This window comes from Pseudomonas sp. LBUM1662 (genome assembly GCF_059695915.1).
Map to the genome: position 1 here is coordinate 6,004,598 of NZ_CP166793.1, position 24,294 is coordinate 6,028,891.

General features: G+C 56.4%; 34 protein-coding genes. 4 read left to right on the top strand and 30 right to left on the bottom strand.

What is annotated here, in order from left to right; translation table 11 throughout:
- Nucleotides 1-8 precede the first annotated feature (8 nt).
- The 3 genes from ACA049_RS27345 (at nt 9) to ACA049_RS27355 (ending at nt 4,212) form a co-directional block, all read left to right on the top strand.
- Complete coding sequence (locus ACA049_RS27345; protein WP_438662382.1) at nt 9-728, top strand: DUF1190 domain-containing protein; 720 nt, start codon at nt 9-11, stop codon at nt 726-728.
- A 12-nt stretch (nt 729-740) separates the two neighbouring features.
- Entirely contained in the window at nt 741-1,898 is a 1,158-nt protein-coding gene (locus ACA049_RS27350; protein WP_497331262.1) for a glutathionylspermidine synthase family protein, read from the top strand.
- A gap of 109 nt (nt 1,899-2,007) precedes the next feature.
- Nucleotides 2,008-4,212, top strand: coding sequence for an OsmC domain/YcaO domain-containing protein (locus ACA049_RS27355; RefSeq protein WP_497331264.1), 2,205 nt, complete (start codon nt 2,008-2,010; stop codon nt 4,210-4,212).
- A gap of 75 nt (nt 4,213-4,287) precedes the next feature.
- Here the strand turns inward: ACA049_RS27355 and ACA049_RS27360 are convergent, their stop codons facing one another.
- Nucleotides 4,288-4,815 carry a single-stranded DNA-binding protein gene (locus tag ACA049_RS27360; protein ID WP_016969466.1) on the bottom strand — a complete coding sequence of 176 codons (528 nt, stop codon included), beginning with the start codon at nt 4,813-4,815 and terminating at the stop codon, nt 4,288-4,290.
- A gap of 9 nt (nt 4,816-4,824) precedes the next feature.
- Nucleotides 4,825-6,222 carry an MFS transporter gene (locus tag ACA049_RS27365; RefSeq protein ID WP_497331266.1) on the bottom strand — a complete coding sequence of 466 codons (1,398 nt, stop codon included), beginning with the start codon at nt 6,220-6,222 and terminating at the stop codon, nt 4,825-4,827.
- Between the two features lie 191 nt (nt 6,223-6,413).
- Here ACA049_RS27365 and uvrA point away from each other — a divergent pair, with 191 nt between their 5' ends.
- Nucleotides 6,414-9,248 (top strand): excinuclease ABC subunit UvrA, encoded by a 2,835-nt coding sequence (gene uvrA, locus ACA049_RS27370; protein ID WP_497331267.1) that lies wholly within the window; start codon nt 6,414-6,416, stop codon nt 9,246-9,248.
- A 65-nt stretch (nt 9,249-9,313) separates the two neighbouring features.
- On the opposite strand, the gene bfr is transcribed toward uvrA, so the two are convergent.
- The 28 genes from bfr to rplD form a co-directional block, all read right to left on the bottom strand.
- On the bottom strand, nt 9,314-9,778 hold the full coding sequence (gene bfr / locus ACA049_RS27375) for a bacterioferritin (RefSeq protein ID WP_150711086.1): 465 nt from the start codon (nt 9,776-9,778) through the stop codon (nt 9,314-9,316).
- Nucleotides 9,779-9,927: 149 nt separating this feature from the next.
- Nucleotides 9,928-11,382, bottom strand: a complete 1,455-nt coding sequence (locus tag ACA049_RS27380) for a catalase (protein ID WP_497331269.1) — start codon at nt 11,380-11,382, stop codon at nt 9,928-9,930.
- A 238-nt stretch (nt 11,383-11,620) separates the two neighbouring features.
- Nucleotides 11,621-12,007 (bottom strand): 50S ribosomal protein L17, encoded by a 387-nt coding sequence (gene rplQ, locus ACA049_RS27385; protein ID WP_008145500.1) that lies wholly within the window; start codon nt 12,005-12,007, stop codon nt 11,621-11,623.
- A 42-nt stretch (nt 12,008-12,049) separates the two neighbouring features.
- Nucleotides 12,050-13,051, bottom strand: a complete 1,002-nt coding sequence (locus ACA049_RS27390; protein ID WP_003186012.1) for a DNA-directed RNA polymerase subunit alpha — start codon at nt 13,049-13,051, stop codon at nt 12,050-12,052.
- Nucleotides 13,052-13,073: 22 nt separating this feature from the next.
- The gene (rpsD, locus tag ACA049_RS27395) at nt 13,074-13,694 is read right to left on the bottom strand and encodes a 30S ribosomal protein S4 (protein WP_003210056.1); all 621 of its coding nucleotides are present in this window, start codon (nt 13,692-13,694) and stop codon (nt 13,074-13,076) included.
- Between the two features lie 18 nt (nt 13,695-13,712).
- Nucleotides 13,713-14,102 (bottom strand): 30S ribosomal protein S11, encoded by a 390-nt coding sequence (rpsK, locus tag ACA049_RS27400; RefSeq protein WP_002555466.1) that lies wholly within the window; start codon nt 14,100-14,102, stop codon nt 13,713-13,715.
- 30 nt (nt 14,103-14,132) lie between these two features.
- Nucleotides 14,133-14,489: a 30S ribosomal protein S13 gene (gene rpsM / locus ACA049_RS27405; RefSeq protein WP_003186020.1), complete on the bottom strand. Its 357-nt coding sequence runs from the start codon at nt 14,487-14,489 to the stop codon at nt 14,133-14,135.
- Between the two features lie 130 nt (nt 14,490-14,619).
- Nucleotides 14,620-14,736 carry a 50S ribosomal protein L36 gene (gene rpmJ, locus ACA049_RS27410; protein WP_002555468.1) on the bottom strand — a complete coding sequence of 39 codons (117 nt, stop codon included), beginning with the start codon at nt 14,734-14,736 and terminating at the stop codon, nt 14,620-14,622.
- Nucleotides 14,737-14,763: 27 nt separating this feature from the next.
- Nucleotides 14,764-16,092 carry a preprotein translocase subunit SecY gene (gene secY / locus ACA049_RS27415; protein ID WP_077574735.1) on the bottom strand — a complete coding sequence of 443 codons (1,329 nt, stop codon included), beginning with the start codon at nt 16,090-16,092 and terminating at the stop codon, nt 14,764-14,766.
- Complete coding sequence (rplO, locus tag ACA049_RS27420) at nt 16,093-16,530, bottom strand: 50S ribosomal protein L15 (RefSeq protein WP_007896782.1); 438 nt, start codon at nt 16,528-16,530, stop codon at nt 16,093-16,095.
- Nucleotides 16,531-16,533: 3 nt separating this feature from the next.
- Entirely contained in the window at nt 16,534-16,710 is a 177-nt protein-coding gene (gene rpmD, locus ACA049_RS27425; protein ID WP_003186033.1) for a 50S ribosomal protein L30, read from the bottom strand.
- Nucleotides 16,711-16,712: 2 nt separating this feature from the next.
- Complete coding sequence (rpsE, locus tag ACA049_RS27430; RefSeq protein WP_007943782.1) at nt 16,713-17,213, bottom strand: 30S ribosomal protein S5; 501 nt, start codon at nt 17,211-17,213, stop codon at nt 16,713-16,715.
- 3 nt (nt 17,214-17,216) lie between these two features.
- Entirely contained in the window at nt 17,217-17,567 is a 351-nt protein-coding gene (rplR, locus tag ACA049_RS27435; protein ID WP_003186037.1) for a 50S ribosomal protein L18, read from the bottom strand.
- Nucleotides 17,568-17,577: 10 nt separating this feature from the next.
- Nucleotides 17,578-18,111 (bottom strand): 50S ribosomal protein L6, encoded by a 534-nt coding sequence (gene rplF / locus ACA049_RS27440; RefSeq protein WP_003176412.1) that lies wholly within the window; start codon nt 18,109-18,111, stop codon nt 17,578-17,580.
- A gap of 12 nt (nt 18,112-18,123) precedes the next feature.
- Complete coding sequence (gene rpsH / locus ACA049_RS27445) at nt 18,124-18,516, bottom strand: 30S ribosomal protein S8 (RefSeq protein WP_003186040.1); 393 nt, start codon at nt 18,514-18,516, stop codon at nt 18,124-18,126.
- A gap of 209 nt (nt 18,517-18,725) precedes the next feature.
- The gene (gene rpsN / locus ACA049_RS27450) at nt 18,726-19,031 is read right to left on the bottom strand and encodes a 30S ribosomal protein S14 (protein ID WP_003176414.1); all 306 of its coding nucleotides are present in this window, start codon (nt 19,029-19,031) and stop codon (nt 18,726-18,728) included.
- A 13-nt stretch (nt 19,032-19,044) separates the two neighbouring features.
- On the bottom strand, nt 19,045-19,584 hold the full coding sequence (rplE, locus tag ACA049_RS27455) for a 50S ribosomal protein L5 (protein ID WP_003176415.1): 540 nt from the start codon (nt 19,582-19,584) through the stop codon (nt 19,045-19,047).
- Nucleotides 19,585-19,604: 20 nt separating this feature from the next.
- A complete protein-coding gene (gene rplX, locus ACA049_RS27460; protein ID WP_003176416.1) occupies nt 19,605-19,919 on the bottom strand; it encodes a 50S ribosomal protein L24 in 315 nt (104 codons plus the stop codon).
- A gap of 11 nt (nt 19,920-19,930) precedes the next feature.
- Nucleotides 19,931-20,299, bottom strand: coding sequence for a 50S ribosomal protein L14 (gene rplN, locus ACA049_RS27465; RefSeq protein WP_002555479.1), 369 nt, complete (start codon nt 20,297-20,299; stop codon nt 19,931-19,933).
- 23 nt (nt 20,300-20,322) lie between these two features.
- Nucleotides 20,323-20,589 carry a 30S ribosomal protein S17 gene (rpsQ, locus tag ACA049_RS27470; protein WP_003176419.1) on the bottom strand — a complete coding sequence of 89 codons (267 nt, stop codon included), beginning with the start codon at nt 20,587-20,589 and terminating at the stop codon, nt 20,323-20,325.
- A 2-nt stretch (nt 20,590-20,591) separates the two neighbouring features.
- Nucleotides 20,592-20,783, bottom strand: a complete 192-nt coding sequence (gene rpmC / locus ACA049_RS27475) for a 50S ribosomal protein L29 (RefSeq protein WP_002555481.1) — start codon at nt 20,781-20,783, stop codon at nt 20,592-20,594.
- Nucleotides 20,783-21,196, bottom strand: a complete 414-nt coding sequence (rplP, locus tag ACA049_RS27480) for a 50S ribosomal protein L16 (RefSeq protein ID WP_007896757.1) — start codon at nt 21,194-21,196, stop codon at nt 20,783-20,785. Before rplP ends, rpmC begins: the two co-directional genes overlap by 1 nt.
- A 12-nt stretch (nt 21,197-21,208) precedes the next feature.
- On the bottom strand, nt 21,209-21,895 hold the full coding sequence (gene rpsC, locus ACA049_RS27485; RefSeq protein WP_003176422.1) for a 30S ribosomal protein S3: 687 nt from the start codon (nt 21,893-21,895) through the stop codon (nt 21,209-21,211).
- 13 nt (nt 21,896-21,908) lie between these two features.
- Nucleotides 21,909-22,241 carry a 50S ribosomal protein L22 gene (gene rplV / locus ACA049_RS27490; RefSeq protein ID WP_003103908.1) on the bottom strand — a complete coding sequence of 111 codons (333 nt, stop codon included), beginning with the start codon at nt 22,239-22,241 and terminating at the stop codon, nt 21,909-21,911.
- A 13-nt stretch (nt 22,242-22,254) separates the two neighbouring features.
- On the bottom strand, nt 22,255-22,530 hold the full coding sequence (rpsS, locus tag ACA049_RS27495) for a 30S ribosomal protein S19 (RefSeq protein ID WP_002555486.1): 276 nt from the start codon (nt 22,528-22,530) through the stop codon (nt 22,255-22,257).
- 16 nt (nt 22,531-22,546) lie between these two features.
- Complete coding sequence (rplB, locus tag ACA049_RS27500) at nt 22,547-23,371, bottom strand: 50S ribosomal protein L2 (protein WP_003176423.1); 825 nt, start codon at nt 23,369-23,371, stop codon at nt 22,547-22,549.
- A gap of 14 nt (nt 23,372-23,385) precedes the next feature.
- The gene (gene rplW, locus ACA049_RS27505) at nt 23,386-23,685 is read right to left on the bottom strand and encodes a 50S ribosomal protein L23 (RefSeq protein WP_002555488.1); all 300 of its coding nucleotides are present in this window, start codon (nt 23,683-23,685) and stop codon (nt 23,386-23,388) included.
- Entirely contained in the window at nt 23,682-24,284 is a 603-nt protein-coding gene (rplD, locus tag ACA049_RS27510; protein ID WP_007896707.1) for a 50S ribosomal protein L4, read from the bottom strand. Before rplD ends, rplW begins: the two co-directional genes overlap by 4 nt.
- Between the last annotated feature and the right edge of the window lie 10 nt (nt 24,285-24,294).

Here is a 24,294-nt window from a genome sequence, read left to right on the forward strand (position 1 = left end):
AGCTCCCGATGAAACGAAGCAAGTACGTTCAGCTTTCGCTGGCAGCGTCGGTCGCCATGGCGATATCCGGCTGCGGGCCGACGGAAAAAACCTACGCGGTGCAGAAGAAGTACAACTTCCAGTCCGTTCAACAGTGTGCCGATGAAAAGCTTCCGGTTGACGTCTGCTCGGACGCCTACATGACCGCCATGGCCGAACATCGCCGCATTGCGCCGGTGTACGACAGCCAGGCCGATTGCGATGCCGACTTTGTCGCCGACTGGTGCCAGCAGGATTCCGCCGGCAAGTTCATCCCCAAGCTCGGCGGTTTCGAACTGACCGCCGATGGCCAGGTGACGCAATCCCAGGTGGACGCGGCCAAGGCGCAATTACCCGCCTCGGAAACGGCGAACACGGGTGGCTCGGGCTTCTCCACCAGCAGCCTGCTGACCGGCCTGCTGATCGGCAACATGCTGAGCAGCAACCGCAACAGCTATTACTCGGAGCCGGTGTACCGCTATCGCGATGATCGCGGCAGCTACTCGAACTCGACGCTCAGCCAGCGGATTGCCAAGGGCTCGACCTTTACCAAGTCCAATCAGGCGCGGTACGGCAGCAGCAACTACGCCGACTCGGTCCGTTCTTCTACCAGCAAGCCGGTTTCCGTCGCCTCGTCCACCTCCCGTGGCGGCTTCGGCAGCAAGGCCAGCGCACGCAGCGGCTGGGGCGGCGGCGGATCGAGCAGTTAAGGAAACCGGGCCATGAAGAAGATCCAATGCGCAGAACGTCCTGACTGGAAACAGACGGCCGAGAATCTCGGTTTCCTGTTCCACACCATCGACAACGAACCTTACTGGGACGAGAGCGCGTATTACCAGTTCTCGCTCAAGCAGATCGAGAACGACCTCGAAGACCCGACCACCGAGATCCATGAGATGTGCATGGATCTGGTCGCCCGCGTGGTGCAAAGCGAGGAGTTGCTGGAGCGCCTGAGCATTCCTGTGCCATTCTTCGATATGGTTCGCACCTCATGGCTTGAAGGTCATCCACACCTGTACGGGCGCATGGACTTCTCCTACAACGGCACCGGTCCCGCCAAGTTGCTCGAACTCAATTACGACACGCCGACCAGCCTGTATGAGGCCGCGGCGTTTCAGTGGGGCTGGCTGGAGCAATGCATCGAACGCGGTGTGCTGCCCAAGCATGCCGACCAGTTCAACAGCATCGACACCAAACTGCATCAGGCCTTCGCTCAATTGCAGCTCAAGCAGCCCTTCTACTTCGCCTCGATGAAAGACTCGGTCGAAGACAAGGGCACCACCGACTACCTGCGGCTGGTGGCGGAAAAGGTCGGCATCGAATCACGCCACATCGACATCGAAGACATCGGCCTGACCAGCGACGGACGTTTCGTCGACCTCGAGGATCGCTGGATTCCTCACCTGTTCAAGCTGCACGCCTGGGAGTTCATCTTCCACGAGCCCTTTGGTGCAGCGATTGCCCAGAGTGATACGCAGTTTTTCGAGCCGGCGTGGAAATCCATCATCTCCAACAAAGGCATCCTGCCGCTGTTGTGGGAATTCAATAAAGGTCACCCGAACCTGCTCGCGGCCCACCTCGATACCGATCCGGGCAAAGCCGTGCCGAAAGGCTGGGTGCGCAAGCCGTTCTTCTCGCGGGAAGGTGCCAATATCGAGTTGCAAACCGCAGACGGTCTGATCGTAAAAGAGGATGGGCCCTACACCGACGCGCCGTTTATCCTTCAGGAGTTCGCGCCGCTGCCGCAGTTTGGTGACAGCTATACGTTGATCGGTTCCTGGGTGATTGGCGATCAGGCCGCCGGCATTGGCGTGCGGGAAGACAACAGTTTGATTACCAAGGACTCGAGCCGGTTCTTGCCGCATCTGATACTCGACTGACCACTAAAAAAGGCCCGTTGGGGACATATCGCAAGACGCTCGCAAGACTTACGGCTGAAATGCCGGATAATGGCGGCCATTCGTCTAGCCGCTATTCTGGTAATCCCCCATGGAAATCAAGGTCAACTTTCTCGACAACCTTCGACTTGAAGCCAAGTTCGATGACTTCACGGTGGTGGCCGATCAACCTATCCGCTACAAGGGCGATGGCTCGGCACCGGGTCCGTTCGACTACTTCCTGGCCTCGTCGGCGTTGTGCGCTGCGTACTTTGTGAAGCTGTATTGCAGCACGCGCAATATCCCGACGGATAACATTCGGCTGTCGCAGAACAACATTGTTGACCCCGAAAACCGCTACAACCAGATTTTCAAGATCCAGGTCGAGTTGCCGGCGGACATCTCGGACAAGGACCGCCAGGGCATCCTGCGTTCCATTGACCGTTGCACCGTGAAAAAAGTGGTGCAGGCCGGGCCTGAGTTTGTAATCGAAGAAGTGGACAACCTCGACGCCGATGCCCAGGCATTGCTGATGCCTGCTTCCAGTTCAGAGGCGAGCACTTACATCGCGGGCAAGGATCTTCCGCTCGAGCAAACCATCGCCAATATGTCGGCCATTCTGGCGGACCTGGGCATGAAGATTGAAATCGCCTCGTGGCGCAATATCGTGCCCAACGTCTGGTCGCTGCATATCCGCGATGCGCACTCGCCGATGTGCTTTACCAACGGCAAGGGTGCGACCAAGGAAAGCGCTCTGGCGTCGGCGTTGGGCGAGTTTATCGAGCGACTCAACTGCAACTTCTTCTACAACGATCAGTTCTGGGGCGAAGACATCGCCAATGCGGCGTTTGTGCATTACCCGGACGAACGCTGGTTCAAGCCTGGCCGTAAAGATGAACTGCCGACGGAAATTCTCGACGCGTACTGCCTGAAGATTTACAACCGCGACGGCGAGTTGCGCGGTTCCCATCTGATCGACACCAACTCGGGCAATGAAGAACGCGGCATCTGCTCGCTGCCCTTCGTGCGCCAGTCCGACGGCGAGGTGGTTTATTTCCCGTCCAACCTGATCGAAAACCTGTTCCTGAGCAACGGCATGAGTGCCGGTAACACGCTGGCCGAAGCCCAGGTGCAATGCCTGTCGGAGATCTTCGAGCGCGCGGTCAAACGCGAAATCATCGAAGGTGAATTTGCACTGCCGGACGTGCCGGCCGATGTGCTGGCGAAGTACCCCGGGATACTGGCCGGTATTCAGGCGCTGGAAGAACAGGGTTTCCCCGTGCTGGTGAAGGATGCGTCCCTGGGCGGTGAATTCCCGGTGATGTGCGTCACGTTGATGAACCCGCGTACCGGCGGTGTGTTCGCCTCGTTCGGCGCGCACCCGAGCCTGGAAGTGGCGCTGGAACGCAGCCTGACCGAACTGCTTCAGGGCCGCAGCTTCGAAGGTCTCAACGACTTGCCACAACCGACGTTTGAAGGCCATGCGGTGACCGAGCCGAATAACTTCGTCGAGCACTTCATCGACTCCAGCGGCGTGGTGTCGTGGCGCTTCTTCAGCTCCCAGTCCGATTACGAATTCGTCGAGTGGGACTTCTCCGGCCACGGTGAAAACTCGAACACCGACGAAGCCGCAACGCTGTTCGGCATTCTCGAGAGCATGGGCAAAGAAGCGTATATGGCGGTGTATGAGCACATTGGTGCAACCGCCTGCCGCATCTTGGTGCCGGACTATTCGGAAATCTATCCTGCGGACGATCTGATCTGGGATAACACCAACAAAGCGCTGTTCTTCCGCGCCGACATCCTGAACCTGCATCGCCTGGACGAAGAGGAGCTGCAAGGGCTGGTTGAGCGCCTGGTGGAAAGCGAGCTGGACGACTACACCGACATCACCTCCTTGATCGGCATCGAATTTGACGACAACACGGCCTGGGGTCAGCTGACGATCCTGGAGTTGAAACTGCTGATTTATCTCGCCTTGCAGCAATATGAAGAAGCGAAAGAGGCGGTGGAAATGTTCCTCCAGTACAACGACAACACGGTTGAGCGCGGCTTGTTCTACCAGGCCGTCAATGTGGTGCTGGAGATGAAGCTGGACGAAGACCTGGAACTGGAAGACTACGAAGCCAATTTCCGCCGGATGTTCGGCAACGAGCGTACGGATGCAGCGATCGGCTCAGTGGACGGCAGCGTGCGTTTCCATGGCTTGACGCCGACCAGCATGAAACTGGAGGGGCTCGACAGGCACCTGCGCCTGATCGAGAGCTACAAAAAGCTGCATACGGCGCGGGCCAACGTCACGACGGCATCCCGTTAACAGCGCCCACAAAAAAAGCGAAGCCGGGTTAATGGCTTCGCTTTTTTTTTGTGTCACTTATCGAGCATCTGCTTCTTAGAACGGGATATCGTCATCAAAGCTGTCGAAATCCGGAGCCGGTTGCGGAGCTGCCTGCTGTGGAGCTGGAGCCTGACGCGACTGTTGCGGTGCCGACTGCTGCGGACGCGGAGCCTGCTGGCGTGGAGCTGGGGCGGACTGCTGGTAGTTGTTGCCCCCGCCTTGTTGGTCGCCCTGTTGTGGACGGCCGCCGAGCAGTTGCATGGTGCCTTGCATGTCGACCACGATTTCAGTGGTGTAACGCTTGATACCGTCTTTTTCCCACTCGCGGGTCTGCAGCTTGCCTTCGATGTACACCTGCGAACCTTTACGCAGGTATTCGCCGGCAATTTCGGCAACCTTGCCGAACATCGACACACGGTGCCATTCGGTCTTCTCGACCTTCTGACCGGTTTGCTTGTCGGTCCACTGTTCGCTGGTCGCCAGACTCAGGTTGGTCACGGCGTTACCGTTAGGCAAGTAGCGAACTTCGGGATCCTGGCCGCAAGTGCCGACCAATATGACTTTGTTAACCCCACGGGCCATAACGTTCTCCTAGGCTACGCACGCTGCCTCGGGCGGGTTGTTCACCAGGCGCTCGAGGGTGGTGCGATCCAATAGTTCTGTGTCCAATTTGATGTAAATCGCCGCTTCATCAGCAACGATCACCGCATCTGTTACCCCTACGACGGCCTTCAGGCGCTCAACCAGACCCGCTTCGCGGATGGCCTCGGGCGACAACGGCAAGCGCAGGCTCGTGACATAAGGTGGTTCGCGCATGGTAACAGCAAAGGCCAGCCAGAGGGCAGCCAGGCCGGCGCATCCGAGGAATACAACCGACAAACCGCCGTGCTGAAACATCCAGCCGCCGAGGATCCCGCCCAGCGCCGAACCGAGGAACTGGCTGGTGGAATAAACCCCCATCGCCGTGCCTTTGCCGCCTGCCGGCGAAACCTTGCTGATCAGCGATGGCAACGAAGCTTCCAGCAAATTGAACGCGGTAAAGAACACCACCGTGCCAATCACCAGAGCCCGCAGGCTATCGCCGAACTGCCAGAAGAATAGCTCAGTGAGCATCAGCGTCAGCACCGCGCCCAATAAAACTCGTTTCATTTTGCGTTTCTTCTCGCCGTAGATAATGAACGGGATCATGGCGAAGAAGGAGATCAGCAGCGCGGTCAAGTAGACCCACCAGTGCTGTTCTTTAGGCAGCCCGGCTTTTTCGACCAGGGCCAGGGGCAAGGCAACGAAGCTCGACATCAACATCGCGTGCAACACAAAAATGCCCAGGTCCAGGCGCAACAGGTCCGGATGCTTGAGCGTCGGCATCAGCGCCGAACGCGCGACGCCGGATTCACGGTGCTGCAACGGGCCAGTGGAGCGCGGCACCATGAACATGACGATCACGATGCCGAACAGCGCCATGCCGCCCGTGGCGAGGAACAACCCGGACAGGCCAAAGGCGCGGGTCAGCAACGGCCCTACCACCATCGCGACAGCGAACGACAGACCGATCGTCATGCCGATCATGGCCATGGCTTTGGTCCGATGCTGTTCGCGGGTCAGGTCTGACAGCAACGCCATCACCGCCGCGGAAATCGCCCCGGCGCCTTGCAGGATGCGTCCGGCGATGACGCCCCAGATCGAATCGGCATTGGCCGCCAGCACGCTGCCGAGGGCGAAGATGATCAGCCCGAGATAGATCACCGGACGGCGGCCGATGCGGTCGGAAATGAAGCCGAAAGGAATCTGGAAGATCGCCTGGGTCAGGCCGTAAGCGCCGATCGCCAGTCCGATGAGGGCTGGGGTCGCTCCTGCCAGATCCATCCCATAGGTCGCCAGTACCGGCAACACCATGAACATGCCAAGCATACGGAAGGCGAACACCAGGGCCAGACCGCTTGCTGCGCGTGTCTCACTGCCACTCATGCGTTCGCTGTGGGGATCGTGCATGGAAAAACCTCATGTGAACCGGCGGCGATTCTACCAGTCCCATCGATTGACGGGGTATATCGCGACGCTTTGACGCGCTCCGCTGACAGACTCTTCATGTAAGACACAAATCCGCTCGTTTGATAGTGTGCATCCATCCAGTATTTGGCCGTATACTCCTACGTTTTCGACGCCCGCCAAGCGAGGCCACTTTGGACAAGATCCTGATTCGTGGGGCCCGAACCCACAACCTGAAGAACATCGACCTGACCCTGCCACGGGACAAACTGATCGTCATCACCGGCCTGTCCGGATCCGGCAAATCGTCCCTGGCGTTCGACACGCTGTACGCCGAAGGCCAGCGCCGCTACGTCGAATCGCTGTCGGCCTATGCCCGGCAGTTTTTGTCGATGATGGAAAAACCTGACGTCGACACCATCGAAGGTTTGTCGCCAGCCATTTCCATCGAACAGAAGTCGACCTCGCACAACCCGCGCTCGACGGTCGGCACCATCACCGAAATCTACGACTACCTGCGCCTGCTTTATGCACGCGTGGGTATTCCGCGCTGCCCGGACCACGATATTCCGCTGGAAGCGCAGACCGTCAGCCAGATGGTCGACCTGGTCCTCGCCCAACCGGAAGGCAGCAAGCTTATGCTGTTAGCGCCGGTGATTCGCGAGCGCAAAGGCGAGCATCTGTCGGTCTTCGAAGAACTGCGCGCCCAGGGTTTTGTCCGGGCGCGGGTCAACGGCCGGCTCTGCGAGCTGGACGAGTTGCCGAAGCTGGATAAACAGAAGAAGCACTCGATCGATGTGGTGGTCGACCGCTTCAAGGTCCGCGCCGATCTGCAACAGCGCCTGGCCGAGTCGTTCGAGACCGCGCTGAAGCTGGCCGACGGCATTGCCTTGGTCGCGCCGATGGACGACGAGCCCGGCGAAGAAATCATCTTCTCCGCGCGCTTCGCCTGCCCGATCTGCGGCCATGCCATCAGCGAGCTGGAACCCAAGCTGTTTTCCTTCAACAACCCGGCGGGCGCTTGCCCGACGTGCGATGGTCTGGGCGTGAAGCAGTTCTTCGACATCAAACGTCTGGTGAACGGCGAGCTGACATTGGCCGAGGGCGCGATTCGCGGTTGGGACAGGCGTAACGTCTATTACTTCCAGATGCTCGGGTCGCTGGCCTCGCACTACAAGTTCAGCCTGGAAGTGCCGTTCAACGATCTGCCGGCCGATCAGCAGAAATTCATCCTGCACGGCAGCGGATCGCAGAACGTCGACTTCAAATACCTGAACGACCGCGGCGATATCGTCAAACGCTCGCACCCGTTCGAAGGCATCGTGCCGAACCTGGAACGCCGCTACCGCGAAACCGAGTCTGCATCGGTGCGTGAAGAGCTGGCCAAGTTCCTTAGCACCCAGCCTTGCCCGGATTGCCGTGGCACGCGTTTGCGTCGTGAGGCGCGGCACGTCTGGGTGGGCGAGAAGACGCTGCCGGCGGTGACCAATCTGCCAATTGGCGATGCTTGTGAGTATTTCGGCGTGCTGAAACTTACGGGTCGTCGCGGCGAAATTGCCGACAAGATTCTCAAGGAAATTCGCGAGCGCCTGCAGTTCCTGGTCAACGTGGGTCTCGACTATCTTTCGCTGGACCGCAGTGCCGACACGTTGTCCGGCGGTGAAGCTCAGCGGATTCGCCTGGCCAGTCAGATTGGCGCCGGCCTGGTGGGGGTTCTGTACATCCTCGATGAGCCGTCAATTGGTCTGCATCAACGTGATAACGATCGTTTGCTGGGCACGCTCAAGCACCTGCGCGATATCGGCAACACGGTGATCGTGGTCGAACACGACGAAGATGCCATTCGCCTCGCGGATTACGTGGTCGACATCGGACCGGGCGCGGGTGTCCACGGTGGGCATATCGTCGCCGAAGGTACGCCGGCCGAGGTCATGGCTCATCCTGATTCGTTGACCGGCAAGTACCTGTCGGGCCGGGTGAAGATTGCCGTTCCGGCCAAACGCACACCGCGCAACAAGAAGCTGTCGCTATCCCTCAAGGGCGCTCGCGGCAACAACTTGCGCAATGTCGACCTGGACATTCCGATTGGTCTGTTGACGTGTGTGACCGGTGTGTCCGGTTCGGGCAAGTCCACGCTGATCAACAACACGCTGTTTCCCTTGAGCGCTACGGCACTCAACGGCGCAACGACGCTTGAGGCTGCCGCTCACGACAGCATCAAGGGCCTGGAGCATCTGGATAAGGTCGTCGACATTGACCAGAGCCCGATCGGTCGTACGCCGCGCTCCAACCCGGCGACCTACACCGGGCTCTTCACGCCGATTCGTGAATTGTTCGCCGGTGTGCCGGAGTCTCGCTCCCGTGGTTACGGCCCGGGCCGCTTCTCCTTCAACGTGAAGGGTGGACGCTGCGAAGCGTGTCAGGGCGATGGCCTGATCAAGGTGGAAATGCACTTCCTGCCGGACATCTATGTCCCGTGCGACGTCTGCAAGAGCAAGCGCTACAACCGCGAAACCCTGGAGATCAAGTACAAGGGCAAGAGCATCCACGAAACCCTCGAGATGACCATCGAGGAAGCGCGGGTGTTCTTCGACGCGGTTCCGGCTCTGGCGCGCAAGCTTCAGACGTTGATGGATGTGGGTCTGTCCTACATCAAGCTGGGGCAATCGGCGACGACGCTGTCGGGAGGTGAAGCCCAGCGGGTGAAACTGTCCCGCGAGCTGTCCAAGCGCGATACCGGCAAGACCCTGTACATCCTCGACGAGCCGACCACCGGCCTACACTTCGCGGATATTCAGCAACTGCTGGACGTACTGCATCGACTGCGCGACCACGGCAACACCGTGGTGGTGATCGAGCACAACCTGGACGTAATCAAGACGGCTGACTGGCTGGTGGACCTGGGACCGGAAGGCGGCTCCAAGGGCGGACAGATCATTGCTGTCGGCACGCCAGAAGAAGTGTCGGAGATGAAGCAGTCTCACACCGGCTTCTATCTCAAGCCGTTGCTGGCCCGCGACAAGGCCTGATTCGGGCCCACGAAAAAGCCCCCGTCACTTCATCAGTGACAGGGGCTTTTTTGTATCGGGAGCAATCAGGCGTGGGATTGCAGGTAATTCTCGAGACCGATCAACTTGATCAGACCCAACTGCTTCTCGAGCCAGTAGGTGTGATCTTCTTCGGTGTCGTTCAGCTGAATGCGCAGCATCTCGCGGCTGACGTAGTCTTTGTGCTGCTCGCAGAGCGCGATGCCCTTGCAGAGTGCGGCGCGGACTTTGTATTCCAGTCGCAGGTCGGCAGCGAGCATGTCAGGCACCGTGGTGCCGACGTCGAGATCGTCCGGACGCATGCGCGGCGTGCCTTCCAGCATCAGGATACGACGCATCAGGGCATCGGCGTGCCCCGCTTCTTCTTCCATCTCGTGGTTGATTCGTTCGTAGAGCTTGGTGAATCCCCAGTCCTCATACATCCGCGAGTGAACGAAATATTGGTCACGCGCGGCCAGTTCGCCGGTCAGCAACGTGTTGAGGTAATCGATTACGTCTGGGTGGCCTTGCATCGCCCTACATCTCCCTGCTTGAAAGTCTGTAGTTTGAACCAAGCAGACTGTTTGGTCACTCTGATTGCGCGATAAAAGCGAAGATATTCTGAGAAAAGTGGTTTAAATAACGCAAAAACCGCCCAAATGAGGGCGGTTCTGCTTCTCGTTTAGACTTCGTTAAGCTGTACGTTGAGTGCCTTTGCGATTGCTTCTCCATACGCCGGGTCGGCTTTGAAGAAATGCTGCAACTGACGATCAATCACATCACTGGAAACACCGGCCATTGCGCCGGCAATGTTGTTGACCAACAGCGTTTTCTGCTCGTCATTCATGAGTCGAAACAGCGCACCGGCGTGGCTGTAGTAGTCAGTGTCTTCGCGATGATCGTAACGATCCGCCGCACCGCTCAGTGCCAAAGCCGGCTCAGCATAGCGAGGCGCTTGTTTCGGCGAATCGACGTAGCTGTTCGGCTCATAGTTCGGTGCCGCACCGCCATTGCTCCCGAACGCCATCGAACCATCGCGCTGATAGCTATTCACCGGACTGCGAGGTGCGTTCACCGGCAGCTGCTGATGGTTGGTGCCAATGCGGTAGCGGTGAGCGTCGGCGTAAGCGAACACGCGGCCCTGGAGCATGCGATCCGGCGACAGACCAACACCCGGGACCATGTTGCTCGGACCGAATGCCGCCTGCTCAACTTCGGCGAAGTAATTCTGCGGATTGCGGTTGAGCTCAAGCTCTCCGACTTCGATCAGCGGAAACTCCTTCTGCGACCAGGTTTTGGTCACATCGAACGGGTTCTCGTAGTGCGCAGCGGCCTGGGCCTCAGTCATGATCTGGATGCACACACGCCATTTCGGGAAGTCACCGCGCTCAATTGCTCCGAACAGGTCACGCTGCGCGTAATCCGGATCGGTACCGGCCAGACGTGCTGCATCTGCCGGCGCCAGGTTCTTGATCCCCTGCTGTGTCTTGTAGTGCCACTTCACCCAGTGCCGCTCGCCACTGGCGTTGATCAGGCTGTAGGTGTGGCTGCCGAAGCCGTGCATGTGACGGTAGCCGTCAGGAATGCCGCGGTCGGAGAACAAAATGGTGACCTGGTGCAGCGCCTCAGGCGAGTGCGACCAGAAGTCCCACATCATCTGCGCGCTTTTCAGGTTGCTTTGCGGCAGGCGCTTTTGGGTGTGGATAAAGTCGGGGAATTTCAGCGGATCACGGATGAAGAACACGGGCGTGTTGTTGCCGACGATGTCCCAGTTACCTTCTTCGGTGTAGAACTTCAGGGCAAAGCCACGTGGATCGCGCTCGGTATCAGCCGAACCTCGTTCGCCGCCCACCGTGGAAAACCGCAGGAACGTCGGCGTTTGTTTGCCGACAGATTCAAACAGTTTGGCGCTGGTGTATTCGGTGATGTCGCGAGTAACGGTAAACGTACCGTAAGCGCCCGAGCCTTTGGCGTGTACACGACGCTCAGGGATGTTCTCACGGTTGAAGTGGGCAAGCTTCTCGATCAGATGGAAGTCGTCGAGCAGCAGCGGGCCACGAGGGCCAGCGGAACGGGAATTCTGGTTGTCGGCGACAGGAGCGCCACTGGCGGTGGTCAGCGTTTTATTTTGACTCATGCGATCTCTTCCTCTGTCAGTCTTTAACTGCCGGCTATCGGCTGAGAGGGAGTATCGATCACGAACGTTACACTGACTAATTCATTAACTCGCGATCATCAATAGAAAATTACTAACACCCCTCCCTTTCGGAGGGTGACGATATTAATAATGGGCATGCATGAACAATCAGACATAGGTTTATTTCAGGCACAAAAAACCGGGCACTAGGCCCGGTTTTTCGTTTCAGACTGACGTCTTACTCAGCGGATACAGCTTCACCACCGGCAGGACGGTCAACCAACTCGACATACGCCATAGGCGCGTTGTCGCCAGTGCGGAAGCCGCACTTGAGGATGCGCAGGTAGCCACCCTCACGGGTAGCGTAACGCTTGCCCAGGTCGTTGAAGAGCTTACCAACGATAGCTTTCGAACGAGTACGGTCGAAAGCCAGACGGCGGTTAGCCAGGCTGTCTGTCTTGGCCAAAGTGATCAGCGGCTCAGCAACGCGACGCAGTTCTTTAGCTTTCGGCAGTGTAGTTTTGATCAGCTCGTGCTCGAACAGCGACACTGCCATGTTTTGAAACATGGCCTTGCGGTGCGAGCTAGTGCGGCTCAGGTGACGACCACTTTTACGATGACGCATGGTTCATTCCTTACCAAACACAACGTTCGGTGATTACGACGATCAGGCAGTCGCCTTGTCGTCCTTCTTAAGACTTGCAGGCGGCCAGTTGTCGAGGCGCATGCCGAGGGACAGACCGCGGGAGGCCAGAACGTCCTTGATTTCAGTCAAGGATTTCTTGCCAAGGTTCGGAGTCTTCAACAGCTCTACTTCGGTACGCTGAATCAGGTCACCGATGTAGTAGATGTTTTCCGCCTTAAGGCAGTTAGCCGAACGTACAGTCAGTTCCAGATCGTCAACCGGGCGAAGCAGGATCGGATCGATCTCGTCTTCCTGCTCAACAACCACTGGCTCACTGTCACCTTTGAGGTCGACGAACGCAGCCAACTGCTGTTGCAGAATGGTTGCAGCGCGGCGGATAGCCTCTTCAGGATCCAGAGTACCGTTGGTTTCCAGATCAATAACCAGCTTGTCCAGGTTAGTACGCTGCTCGACACGGGCGTTTTCCACCACGTATGCGATACGGCGAACCGGGCTGAACGAAGAGTCAAGCTGCAAGCGACCGATGCTGCGGCTTTCGTCTTCATCGCTCTGACGCGAGTCTGCCGGTTCATAACCACGACCACGAGCTACGGTGAGCTTCATGTTCAGGGCGCCGTTAGACGCCAGGTTAGCGATTACGTGATCGGGGTTAACGATCTCGACATCATGATCCAGCTGAATATCGGCAGCGGTAACCACCCCCGAACCCTTCTTCGACAAGGTCAGCGTAACTTCGTCACGACCGTGCAGCTTGATAGCCAGACCTTTAAGGTTCAACAGGATTTCAATTACGTCTTCCTGTACGCCTTCGATGGCGCTGTACTCATGGAGCACACCGTCAATCTCGGCCTCGACTACTGCACAGCCGGGCATTGAGGACAACAGGATGCGTCGCAGCGCGTTGCCCAGGGTGTGGCCGAAACCACGCTCGAGAGGCTCGAGAGTGATCTTGGCGCGGGTTGGACTGACAACCTGCACATCAATATGGCGGGGTGTCAGGAACTCATTTACCGAAATCTGCATGGATGCACCTATTTTCTAGCCCTTACTTGGAGTAGAGCTCGACAATCAGGCTTTCGTTGATGTCGGCGGACAGATCACTGCGAGCAGGAACGTTCTTGAAAACGCCCGACTTCTTCTCAGTGTCTACTTCTACCCATTCTACGCGGCCACGTTGGGCACACAGATCGAGAGCTTGGACAATGCGAAGTTGGTTCTTTGCTTTCTCGCGAATCGCGACCACGTCACCAGCACGAACCTGGTAGGACGGTACGTTTACGGTCTGACCGTTAACGCTGACGGATTTGTGCGATACCAGCTGACGGGATTCGGCACGAGTAGAGCCAAAACCCATACGGTATACAACGTTGTCCAGACGGCATTCGAGCAGTTGCAGCAGGTTTTCACCGGTTGCACCTTTCTTGCCAGCAGCTTCTTTGTAGTAGCCGCTGAATTGACGCTCGAGAACGCCGTAGATACGACGGACCTTCTGCTTTTCACGCAGTTGGGTGCCGTAATCGGACTGGCGACCGCGGCGTTGGCCGTGGATACCAGGTGCTGCTTCGATGTTGCACTTCGATTCGATCGCGCGCACGCCGCTCTTCAGAAAGAGATCGGTGCCTTCGCGACGAGCGAGTTTGCATTTTGGACCAATGTAACGAGCCATTCTTTACAATCTCCTGGATTACACGCGGCGCTTCTTCGGCGGACGGCACCCGTTGTGCGGGATTGGCGTCACGTCGGTGATGCTGGCGATCTTGTAGCCACAGCCGTTCAAAGCGCGGACTGCAGATTCACGACCTGGGCCTGGACCTTTGACGTTAACGTCGAGGTTTTTCAGACCGTATTCCAGCGCAGCTTGACCAGCACGTTCAGCAGCTACTTGAGCAGCAAACGGGGTGGACTTGCGGGAACCGCGGAAACCCGAACCACCGGAGGTAGCCCAGGAAAGAGCGTTGCCTTGACGGTCGGTGATGGTCACGATTGTGTTGTTAAAAGAAGCATGGATGTGGGCAATGCCATCAACCACTGTCTTTTTAACTTTTTTACGAGGACGAGCAGCAGGTTTAGCCATGATTAATTTCCTGTCGATTCGCTGGGGCGATTACTTGCGGATCGGCTTACGCGGACCTTTACGGGTACGCGCGTTAGTCTTGGTACGCTGACCGCGCACTGGAAGACCACGACGATGACGCAGACCGCGATAGCAACCGAGGTCCATCAAACGCTTGATTTTCATGTTGATTTCGCGACGCAGGTCACCTTCAGTGGTGAACTTCGCCACTTCGCCACGCAGCTGTTCAATCTGCTCGTCGCTCAGATCCTTGATCTTTGCGGCTGGGTTTACCCCAGTCACTGCACAGATCTTCTGTGCAGTAGTGCGACCAACACCATAGATGTAGGTCAGCGAGATAACAGTATGCTTGTTATCTGGAATGTTAACGCCTGCAATACGGGCCATTCAGTGGGACTCCAATTGACAGCTACCTACGCCCCGGAAGCCAAGAAATAGGGCGCGAGATAATATCGCTGTAATAACAAATAATCAACCCGGTAGCGCACTAGCTACCGGGCTTGAAGCACAATCACACTCAGCCTTGGCGCTGTTTGTGACGCGGTTCCGCGCTGCAAATTACTCGAACAACACCTTCGCGGCGAATAATCTTGCAGTTACGGCACAGCTTTTTCACCGATGCACGAACTTTCATCACCAACTCCTCGAACCTTATGGGTACTCAGCGCAACATGCCGCTGCCGTAACCCTTCAGGTTGGCTTTCTTCATCAGGGATTCGTACTGGTGCGAAACGAGGTGCGATTGTACTTGGGACATGAAGTCCATCACAACCACGACGACGATCAGCAACGAGGTCCCGCCAAGGTAGAACGGTACGTTTGCTGCAACCACCAGGAACTGGGGCAACAGACACACGGCCGTCATGTAAAGAGCACCGAACATGGTCAAGCGAGTCAGAACGCCATCAATGTAGCGCGCAGACTGCTCACCTGGACGGATGCCCGGAATAAAGGCACCGGACTTCTTCAGGTTTTCCGCTACGTCTTTCGGATTGAACATCAACGCCGTATAGAAGAAGCAGAAGAAAATAATCCCTGCACTAAACAGCAGAATATTCAACGGCTGACCAGGAGCGATCGACTGCGAGATGTCCTGCAACCAGCCCATACCTTCAGACTGACCGAACCAGGCACCCAACGAAGCCGGGAACAGCAAAATGCTGCTCGCGAAAATGGCCGGAATAACACCGGCCATGTTCACCTTCAGCGGCAAGTGGCTAGTCTGCGCAGCGAAGACCTTGCGGCCCTGCTGACGCTTGGCGTAGTGAACAGCAATACGACGCTGACCACGCTCAATGAACACCACGAAACCGATAATCGCTACTGCCAGCAAACCGATGGCAACCAGGGCGAAGATGTTGATATCACCCTGACGTGCAGACTCGAAAGACTGCCCGATCGCTCTCGGAAGACCGGCGACGATACCCGAAAAAATCAACATCGAGATACCGTTGCCAACACCACGCTCAGTAATCTGCTCACCCAGCCACATCATGAACATCGCACCAGCCACAAAAGTGGATACCGCGACGAAATGGAAGCCAAAGTCACCAGTGAACGCAACACCCTGCCCTGCCAAGCCAATGGACATGCCAATAGCTTGAACGAGAGCGAGGATGACAGTGCCGTAGCGGGTGTACTGGCTGATCTTGCGACGGCCAGCTTCACCTTCCTTCTTCAACTGCTCCAGCTGCGGGCTGACGGCGGTCATCAGCTGCATGATGATCGATGCCGAAATGTACGGCATGATCCCCAGTGCAAAGATGCTCATCCGCTCCAGCGCGCCGCCGGAAAACATGTTGAACAAGCTAAGAATGGTCCCCTCATTCTGTCGAAACAGGTCCGCGAGTCGGTCCGGGTTGATACCTGGAACCGGGATGTGTGCGCCTATTCGGTAGACGATAATCGCCAGGAACAGAAAACGCAGACGAGCCCAGAGTTCAGACATACCGCCTTTGCCGAGCGCAGAGAGAGCACCTTGCTTAGCCATTTATTCCTCGAACTTGCCGCCAGCTGCTTCGATAGCCGCACGCGCACCTTTGGTGGCGCCGATTCCCTTTCCGATGGTAACAGCGCGAGTAACTTCGCCGGACAGCATGATTTTCACACGCTGTACGTTGACGTTGATCACGTTGGCATCTTTCAGGGACTGCACGGTGACGATGTCGCCTTCCACTTTAGCCAGCTCGGACAAACGCACTTCTGCGCGATCCATGGCTTTCAGGGAAACGAAACCGAACTTCGGCAGGCGACGATGCAGCGGCTGTTGACCGCCTTCAAAGCCTGGAGCAATGGTGCCACCGGAGCGGGAGGACTGACCTTTGTGGCCACGGCCACCGGTCTTGCCCAAACCACTACCGATACCACGGCCCGGACGATGCTTTTCGCGACGGGAACCCGGCGCTGGACTCAGATCATTGAGTTTCATCGATTAACCCTCGACACGCAGCATGTAGTAAGCCTTGTTGATCATCCCGCGATTCTCGGGAGTATCAAGCACTTCTACAGTGTGACCGATGCGACGCAGACCCAAACCCTTAACGCACAGTTTGTGGTTAGGGATGCGGCCGGTCATGCTTTTGATCAGCGTAACTTTAACGGTAGCCATGATCAGAAGATCTCCTTGACGCTTTTGCCACGCTTGGCGGCAATGGATTCAGGAGACTGCATAGCTTTCAAACCTTTGAAAGTGGCGTGAACCACGTTTACCGGGTTAGTCGAGCCGTAGCACTTGGCCAGAACGTTCTGAACGCCAGCAACTTCGAGGACAGCACGCATAGCGCCGCCAGCGATGATACCGGTACCTTCAGAAGCAGGCTGCATGTACACCTTCGAAGCGCCGTGACCGGACTTCATTGCGTACTGCAGAGTGGTGCCGTTCAGATCAACTTGGATCATGTTGCGGCGAGCAGCTTCCATTGCCTTCTGGATCGCAGCAGGCACTTCACGTGACTTGCCACGGCCGAAGCCAACGCGCCCTTTACCATCACCAACCACGGTCAACGCGGTGAAAGTGAAGATACGGCCGCCTTTAACGGTTTTGGCTACGCGGTTAACTTGAACCAGCTTCTCAATGTAGCCTTCGTCGCGCTTTTGGTCGTTATTTGACATAACTTAGAACTCCAGCCCAGCTTCACGAGCAGCATCAGCCAGCGCCTTGACGCGGCCGTGGTACTTGAAGCCAGAGCGGTCGAAAGCCACCTGCGAGACGCCAGCGGCTTTAGCACGCGTAGCGACCAGCTGGCCAACCTTAGTGGCCGCGTCGATGTTGCCAGTGGCGCCATCACGCAGTTCTTTATCCAAAGTCGAGGCAGATGCCAGGACTTTGTTGCCGTCGGCCGAAATGACCTGGGCGTAGATGTGCTGCGACGAGCGGAACACGCAGAGACGCACGACTTCGAGTTCGTGCATTTTCAGGCGTGCTTTGCGAGCGCGACGCAGTCGAGTAACTTTTTTGTCGGTCATTTGCTATGCCCTACTTCTTCTTGGCTTCTTTACGACGGACGACTTCGTCCGCGTAGCGCACACCTTTGCCTTTGTACGGCTCTGGTGGACGGAAGTCGCGGATCTCGGCGGCCACTTGACCTACCAGCTGCTTATCGATGCCCTTGATCAGGATATCGGTCTGGCTAGGAGTCTCAGCGGTGATGCCTTCCGGCAGTTCATAATCCACTGGGTGCGAGAAGCCAAGAGCCAGGTTCAGCACTGTGCCTTTTGCTTGCGCTTTGTAACCAACACCGACCAGCTGGAGCTTGCGCTCGAAGCCTTGGCTTACGCCTTGGACCATGTTGTTTACCAACGCACGAGTGGTACCAGCCATTGCGCGAGTTTGTTGATCGCCATTGCGAGCAGCGAAACGCAGCTCACCAGCTTCTTCAACGATCTCAACGGACGAATGGATGTTCAGTTCGAGAGTGCCCTTGGCACCCTTCACCGAAAGCTGTTGGCCTGCGAATTTTACTTCGACACCGGCTGGCAGCTTAACGGGGTTCTTAGCGACGCGTGACATGCTTATCCCCCCTTAGAACACAGTGCAAAGAACTTCGCCGCCGACACCGGCAGCGCGCGCAGCACGATCCGTCATCACACCTTTGTTGGTGGAGACGATAGACACACCGAGACCGCCACGAACTTTTGGCAGATCATCGACGGACTTGTACTGACGCAGGCCTGGACGGCTAACGCGCTTCACTTCCTCGATGACCGGACGGCCTTCGAAGTACTTCAGCTCGATGGACAGCAGTGGTTTGATTTCGCTGCTGATCTGATAACCCGCAATGTAACCTTCGTCCTTCAGGACTTTGGCAACAGCTACCTTCAAAGTAGAAGATGGCATGCTTACGACGGACTTTTCAGCCATCTGGGCATTACGGATTCGAGTTAGCATGTCCGCTAACGGGTCCTGCATACTCATGGGCTAGACGCTCCTAATACAAAAAAATTAGCCTTGCGGCTACTACTTGTCGCCGAGGACATCCATGCGAAAAAAGCACGGGCTCAGGCGAGCCGGGTATTCTAGACACACCCCACAAATGAATCAAGCCCCAAAAGGGGCTTGATTCAAGTTCAAGGTCACCGGTGGTCAGGATCTTGCGATTCCAGCCACCGAGACTTTGATAGTGCTTACCAGCTGGCTTTAACCAGACCAGGTACGTCACCACGCATTGCAGCTTCACGCAGTTTGTTACGGCCGAGGCCGAACTTGCGGTAAACGCCGTGTGGACGACCGGTCAGGCGGCAGCGGTTACGCATGCGCGAGGCGCTTGCGTCACGTGGCTGCTTTTGCAGAGCTACTGTAGCTTCCCAACGTGCTTCTGGACTTGCGTTCAGATCAACGATGATAGCTTTCAGTGCTGCACGCTTTTTGGCGTACTTGGCAACCGTGAGCTGACGTTTCAGCTCGCGGTTTTTCATGCTCATCTTGGCCATTTTCCTACTCCAATCAGTTGCGGAACGGGAATTTGAAAGCACGCAGCAGAGCGCGACCTTCATCATCGTTCTTGGCAGTGGTGGTCAGGGTAATGTCCAGACCGCGGAGAGCATCGATCTTGTCGTAGTCGATTTCCGGGAAGATGATCTGCTCTTTAACGCCCATGCTGTAGTTACCACGACCATCGAAGGACTTGGCATTCAGGCCGCGGAAGTCGCGAACCCGAGGCAGGGAGATCGACAGCAGACGATCCAGGAACTCGTACATACGCTCACGGCGCAGAGTCACTTTGACGCCGATCGGCCAACCTTCACGGACTTTAAAGCCAGCGATGGATTTCCGAGCGTAAGTCACAACGACTTTCTGACCGGTGATCTTTTCCAGGTCGGCAACAGCGTGCTCGATGACTTTTTTGTCACCGACAGCTTCGCCCAGACCCATGTTCAGGGTGATTTTGGTAACGCGTGGAACTTCCATCACGTTCGAAAGCTTAAGTTCTTCCTTAAGCTTCGGTGCGATTTCCTTCCAGTAAATCTCTTTTAGTCGTGCCATGGTCTTCTACCTAGCAGTGTTCAAGCATCAACCGCTTTTTGGGTCGACTTGAAGACACGAATTTTCTTGCCGTCTTCTACTTTGAAACCAACGCGATCAGCCTTGTTGGTTTCGCCGTTGAAAATGGCGACGTTAGAAGCGTCCAGTGGAGCTTCTTTTTCGACGATACCGCCTTGTACGCCCGACATCGGGTTAGGCTTGGTATGACGCTTAACCAGGTTCAGACCGCCGATAACCAGACGGTTATTAGCGAGAACCTTAAGCACCTTACCGCGCTTACCTTTGTCTTTGCCGGCGATCACGATGATCTCGTCGTCACGACGAATCTTTTGCATGTCGGATCTCCTTACAGCACTTCTGGGGCGAGCGAGACGATCTTCATGAACTTCTCAGTACGAAGTTCACGGGTCACTGGCCCAAAGATACGGGTGCCGATCGGCTCTTGCTTGTTGTTCAGAAGAACAGCAGCGTTGCCATCAAAGCGGATAATGGAGCCATCAGCACGACGTACGCCGTGACGAGTGCGGACTACAACAGCAGTCATCACTTGGCCTTTTTTCACTTTACCGCGAGGAATTGCTTCCTTCACGGTAACTTTGATGATGTCACCGATACCAGCGTAACGACGATGGGAGCCACCCAGCACCTTGATGCACATAACACGGCGAGCGCCGCTGTTATCGGCCACATCGAGCATGGATTGAGTCTGAATCATATAATTTCTCCGACCCCTAGTCCTTAGACTTCCACAGCGCGTTCGAGAACATCAACCAGCGCCCAAGACTTGGTCTTGGCCAAAGGACGAGTTTCACGAATAGTGACTTTGTCGCCGATGTGGCACTGATTGGTTTCGTCGTGCGCGTGCAGCTTAGTCGAACGCTTAACGTATTTACCGTAGATCGGGTGCTTTACGCGACGCTCGATCAGAACGGTGATGGTTTTGTCCATCTTGTCGCTGACAACACGGCCAGTCAGCGTACGGACAGTTTTTTCGGCTTCAGCCATGATTACTTACCTGCCTGCTGGTTGAGCACAGTCTTCACGCGAGCGATGTCACGCTTAACTTGCGAGAGCAGATGAGACTGCCCCAACTGGCCAGTTGCTTTCTGCATACGCAGATTGAACTGGTCGCGCAGCAAGCCGAGCAGTTGCTCGTTCAGCTGCTGTGCGGATTTTTCACGAAGTTCATTCGCTTTCATCACATCACCGTCCGTTTAACAAAGGCGGTGGCGAGCGGCAGCTTTGCAGCAGCCAGGGCAAAAGCCTCACGCGCCAGCTCTTCAGAAACACCCTCGATTTCATACAGGACTTTGCCTGGCTGAATCTGGGCAACCCAGTACTCCACACTACCCTTACCTTTACCCATCCGAACTTCGAGTGGCTTTTTGGAAATAGGCTTGTCCGGGAATACACGGATCCAGATCTTGCCGCCACGTTTTACGTGACGGGTCAGTGCACGACGCGCTGACTCGATCTGACGAGCGGTGAGACGACCACGAGCTACAGACTTCAGCGCGAACTCGCCGAAGCTGACTTTGCTACCGCGCTGAGCCAGACCACGGTTGTGGCCTGTCATCTGCTTGCGGAACTTCGTACGCTTTGGTTGCAACATTTGGCGTACCCCTTACTTAGCAGCTTTTTTACGAGGCGCTGGTGCTTGTGGTTTCAGTTCTTCTTGGCGACCACCAATTACTTCGCCTTTGAAGATCCAAACCTTTACACCGATCACACCGTAAGTGGTGTGAGCTTCGTAGTTGGCATAGTCGATGTCGGCACGCAGGGTGTGCAGTGGCACACGACCTTCGCGATACCATTCAGTACGTGCGATTTCAGCACCGCCGAGACGACCGCTCACTTGGATTTTGATGCCTTTGGCACCAATGCGCATGGCGTTCTGTACAGCGCGCTTCATAGCGCGACGGAACATTACGCGACGCTCCAGCTGCTGAGCTACGCTCTGCGCAACCAACATACCGTCGAGTTCCGGCTTGCGGATTTCTTCGATATTGATGTGCACAGGCACACCCATTTGTTTGGTCAGGTCCTGACGCAGTTTCTCAACATCTTCACCTTTCTTCCCGATAACGATACCTGGACGAGCGGTGTGGATGGTGATACGTGCAGTTTGAGCCGGACGATGGATATCGATACGGCTTACGGACGCGCTTTTTAGTTTGTCTTGGAGATACTCACGCACCTTCAGATCAGCGAACAAATAGTCCGCATAAGTCCGGCCGTCTGCGTACCAGACGGAGGTGTGTTCCTTGACGATTCCCAGGCGAATGCCAATGGGATGTACTTTCTGACCCATCTCTTCGACTCCGTTACTTGTCAGCAACCTTGACAGTGATATGGCAAGACCGCTTGACGATGCGATCAGCACGGCCTTTGGCACGTGGCATGATTCGCTTCAGCGAACGCCCTTCGTTGACGAAAACGGTACTGACTTTGAGGTCATCAACGTCTGCGCCTTCGTTATGCTCGGCGTTGGCTACGGCCGACTCCAGCACTTTCTTCATGATCTCGGCGGCTTTCTTACTGCTGAAAGCCAACAGGTTGAGCGCTTCGCCCACCTTCTTCCCGCGGATCTGGTCGGCGACCAAGCGGGCTTTCTGGGCGGAGATTCGAGCGCCCGACAACTTAGCGGCTACTTCCATCGTTCCTTACCCCTTAACGCTTGGCTTTCTTGTCTGCCACGTGCCCACGATATGTGCGGGTACCGGCAAACTCGCCTAGTTTGTGGCCGACCATGTCTTCGTTCACGAGAACTGGAACATGTTGACGACCGTTATGAACTGCGATGGTCAGACCGACCATTTGTGGCAGGATCATCGAACGACGCGACCAGGTTTTAACTGGTTTGCGATCGTTCTTTTCCGCCGCCACTTCGATCTTCTTCAGTAGGTGAAGATCAATAAAAGGACCTTTTTTCAGAGAACGTGGCACTGTCGTATCCCTCTATTTACTTGCGACGACGGACGATCATTTTGTCGGTACGCTTATTACCACGAGTCTTCGCGCCCTTAGTCGGGAAGCCCCATGGCGATACCGGATGACGACCACCAGAGGTACGACCTTCACCACCACCATGTGGGTGGTCAACCGGGTTCATGGCAACACCACGAACGGTTGGGCGAACGCCACGCCAGCGTTTGGCACCAGCTTTACCCAGCGAACGCAGGCTGTGCTCGGAGTTCGAGACTTCGCCCAGGGTCGCGCGGCATTCAGCCAGCACTTTACGCATCTCACCAGAACGCAGACGCAGGGTCACGTAGACACCTTCACGAGCGATCAGCTGAGCCGAAGCACCAGCGGAACGAGCGATCTGTGCGCCTTTACCTGGCTTCAATTCGATGCCGTGTACGGTGCTACCAACTGGAATGTTACGCAGTTGCAGAGCGTTGCCCGGCTTGATCGGCGCCAAGGCACCTGCGATCAGCTGGTCACCAGCACTCACGCCTTTAGGGGCGATGATGTAGCGACGCTCGCCATCTGCGTACAGCAGCAGAGCGATGTGAGCAGTACGGTTTGGATCGTATTCAATACGCTCGACAGTGGCAGAGATGCCATCTTTGTCGTTGCGACGGAAATCGACCAGACGATAATGCTGCTTATGGCCACCACCGATGTGACGAGTGGTAATGCGACCATTGTTGTTACGACCACCAGTCTTCGATTTTTTCTCGAGCAGCGGTGCGTGAGGAGCGCCTTTATGCAGCTCCTGGTTGACCACCTTGACCACAAAACGGCGGCCAGGGGAAGTCGGTTTGCATTTAACGATTGCCATGATGCACCCCTTCCTTACTCAGCACTGCTGCTGAAATCGAGATCTTGGCCTGGCTGAAGGGAGATAACTGCCTTCTTCCAGTCATTACGCTTGCCCAGACCGCGAGCAGTGCGCTTGCTCTTACCCAGAACATTCAGGGTAGTAACACGCTCTACTTTCACGCTGAACAGGCTTTCGACGGCCTTCTTGATTTCCAGCTTGGTTGCGTCAGTTGCAACCTTGAAAACGAACTGGCCTTTCTTGTCAGCCAGAACCGTAGCCTTCTCGGAAACGTGCGGGCCAAGCAGAACTTTAAATACGCGTTCCTGGTTCATCCCAGCAGCTCCTCGAATTTCTTCACGGCCGACACGGTGATCAACACCTTGTCGTATGCGATCAGACTAACTGGATCGGAACCTTGCACGTCACGTACATCAACGTGTGGCAGGTTGCGAGCAGCCAGGTACAGGTTCTGATCAACTACTTCAGACACGATCAAGACGTCAGTCAGGCCCATGCCGGTCAGTTTGTTCAGCAGATCTTTGGTCTTCGGTGCATCAACAGCGAAGTCCTGAACCACAACCAGACGATCAGTACGCACCAGCTCAGCAAGGATGGAACGCATTGCTGCGCGATACATCTTCTTGTTCAGCTTCTGGGTGTGATCCTGAGGACGAGCTGCGAAAGTGGTACCGCCGCCACGCCAGATTGGGCTACGGATAGTACCGGCACGAGCACGGCCAGTACCTTTCTGACGCCATGGGCGCTTACCGCCACCACGAACGTCGGAACGGGTCTTTTGCTGCTTGCTACCTTGACGGCCGCCGGCCATGTAGGCCACGACTGCTTGGTGAACCAGCGTCTCGTTGAATTCGCCGCCAAATGTCAGTTCGGAAACTTCGATCGCTTGAGCGTCATTTACATTTAATTGCATGTCAGCTTCC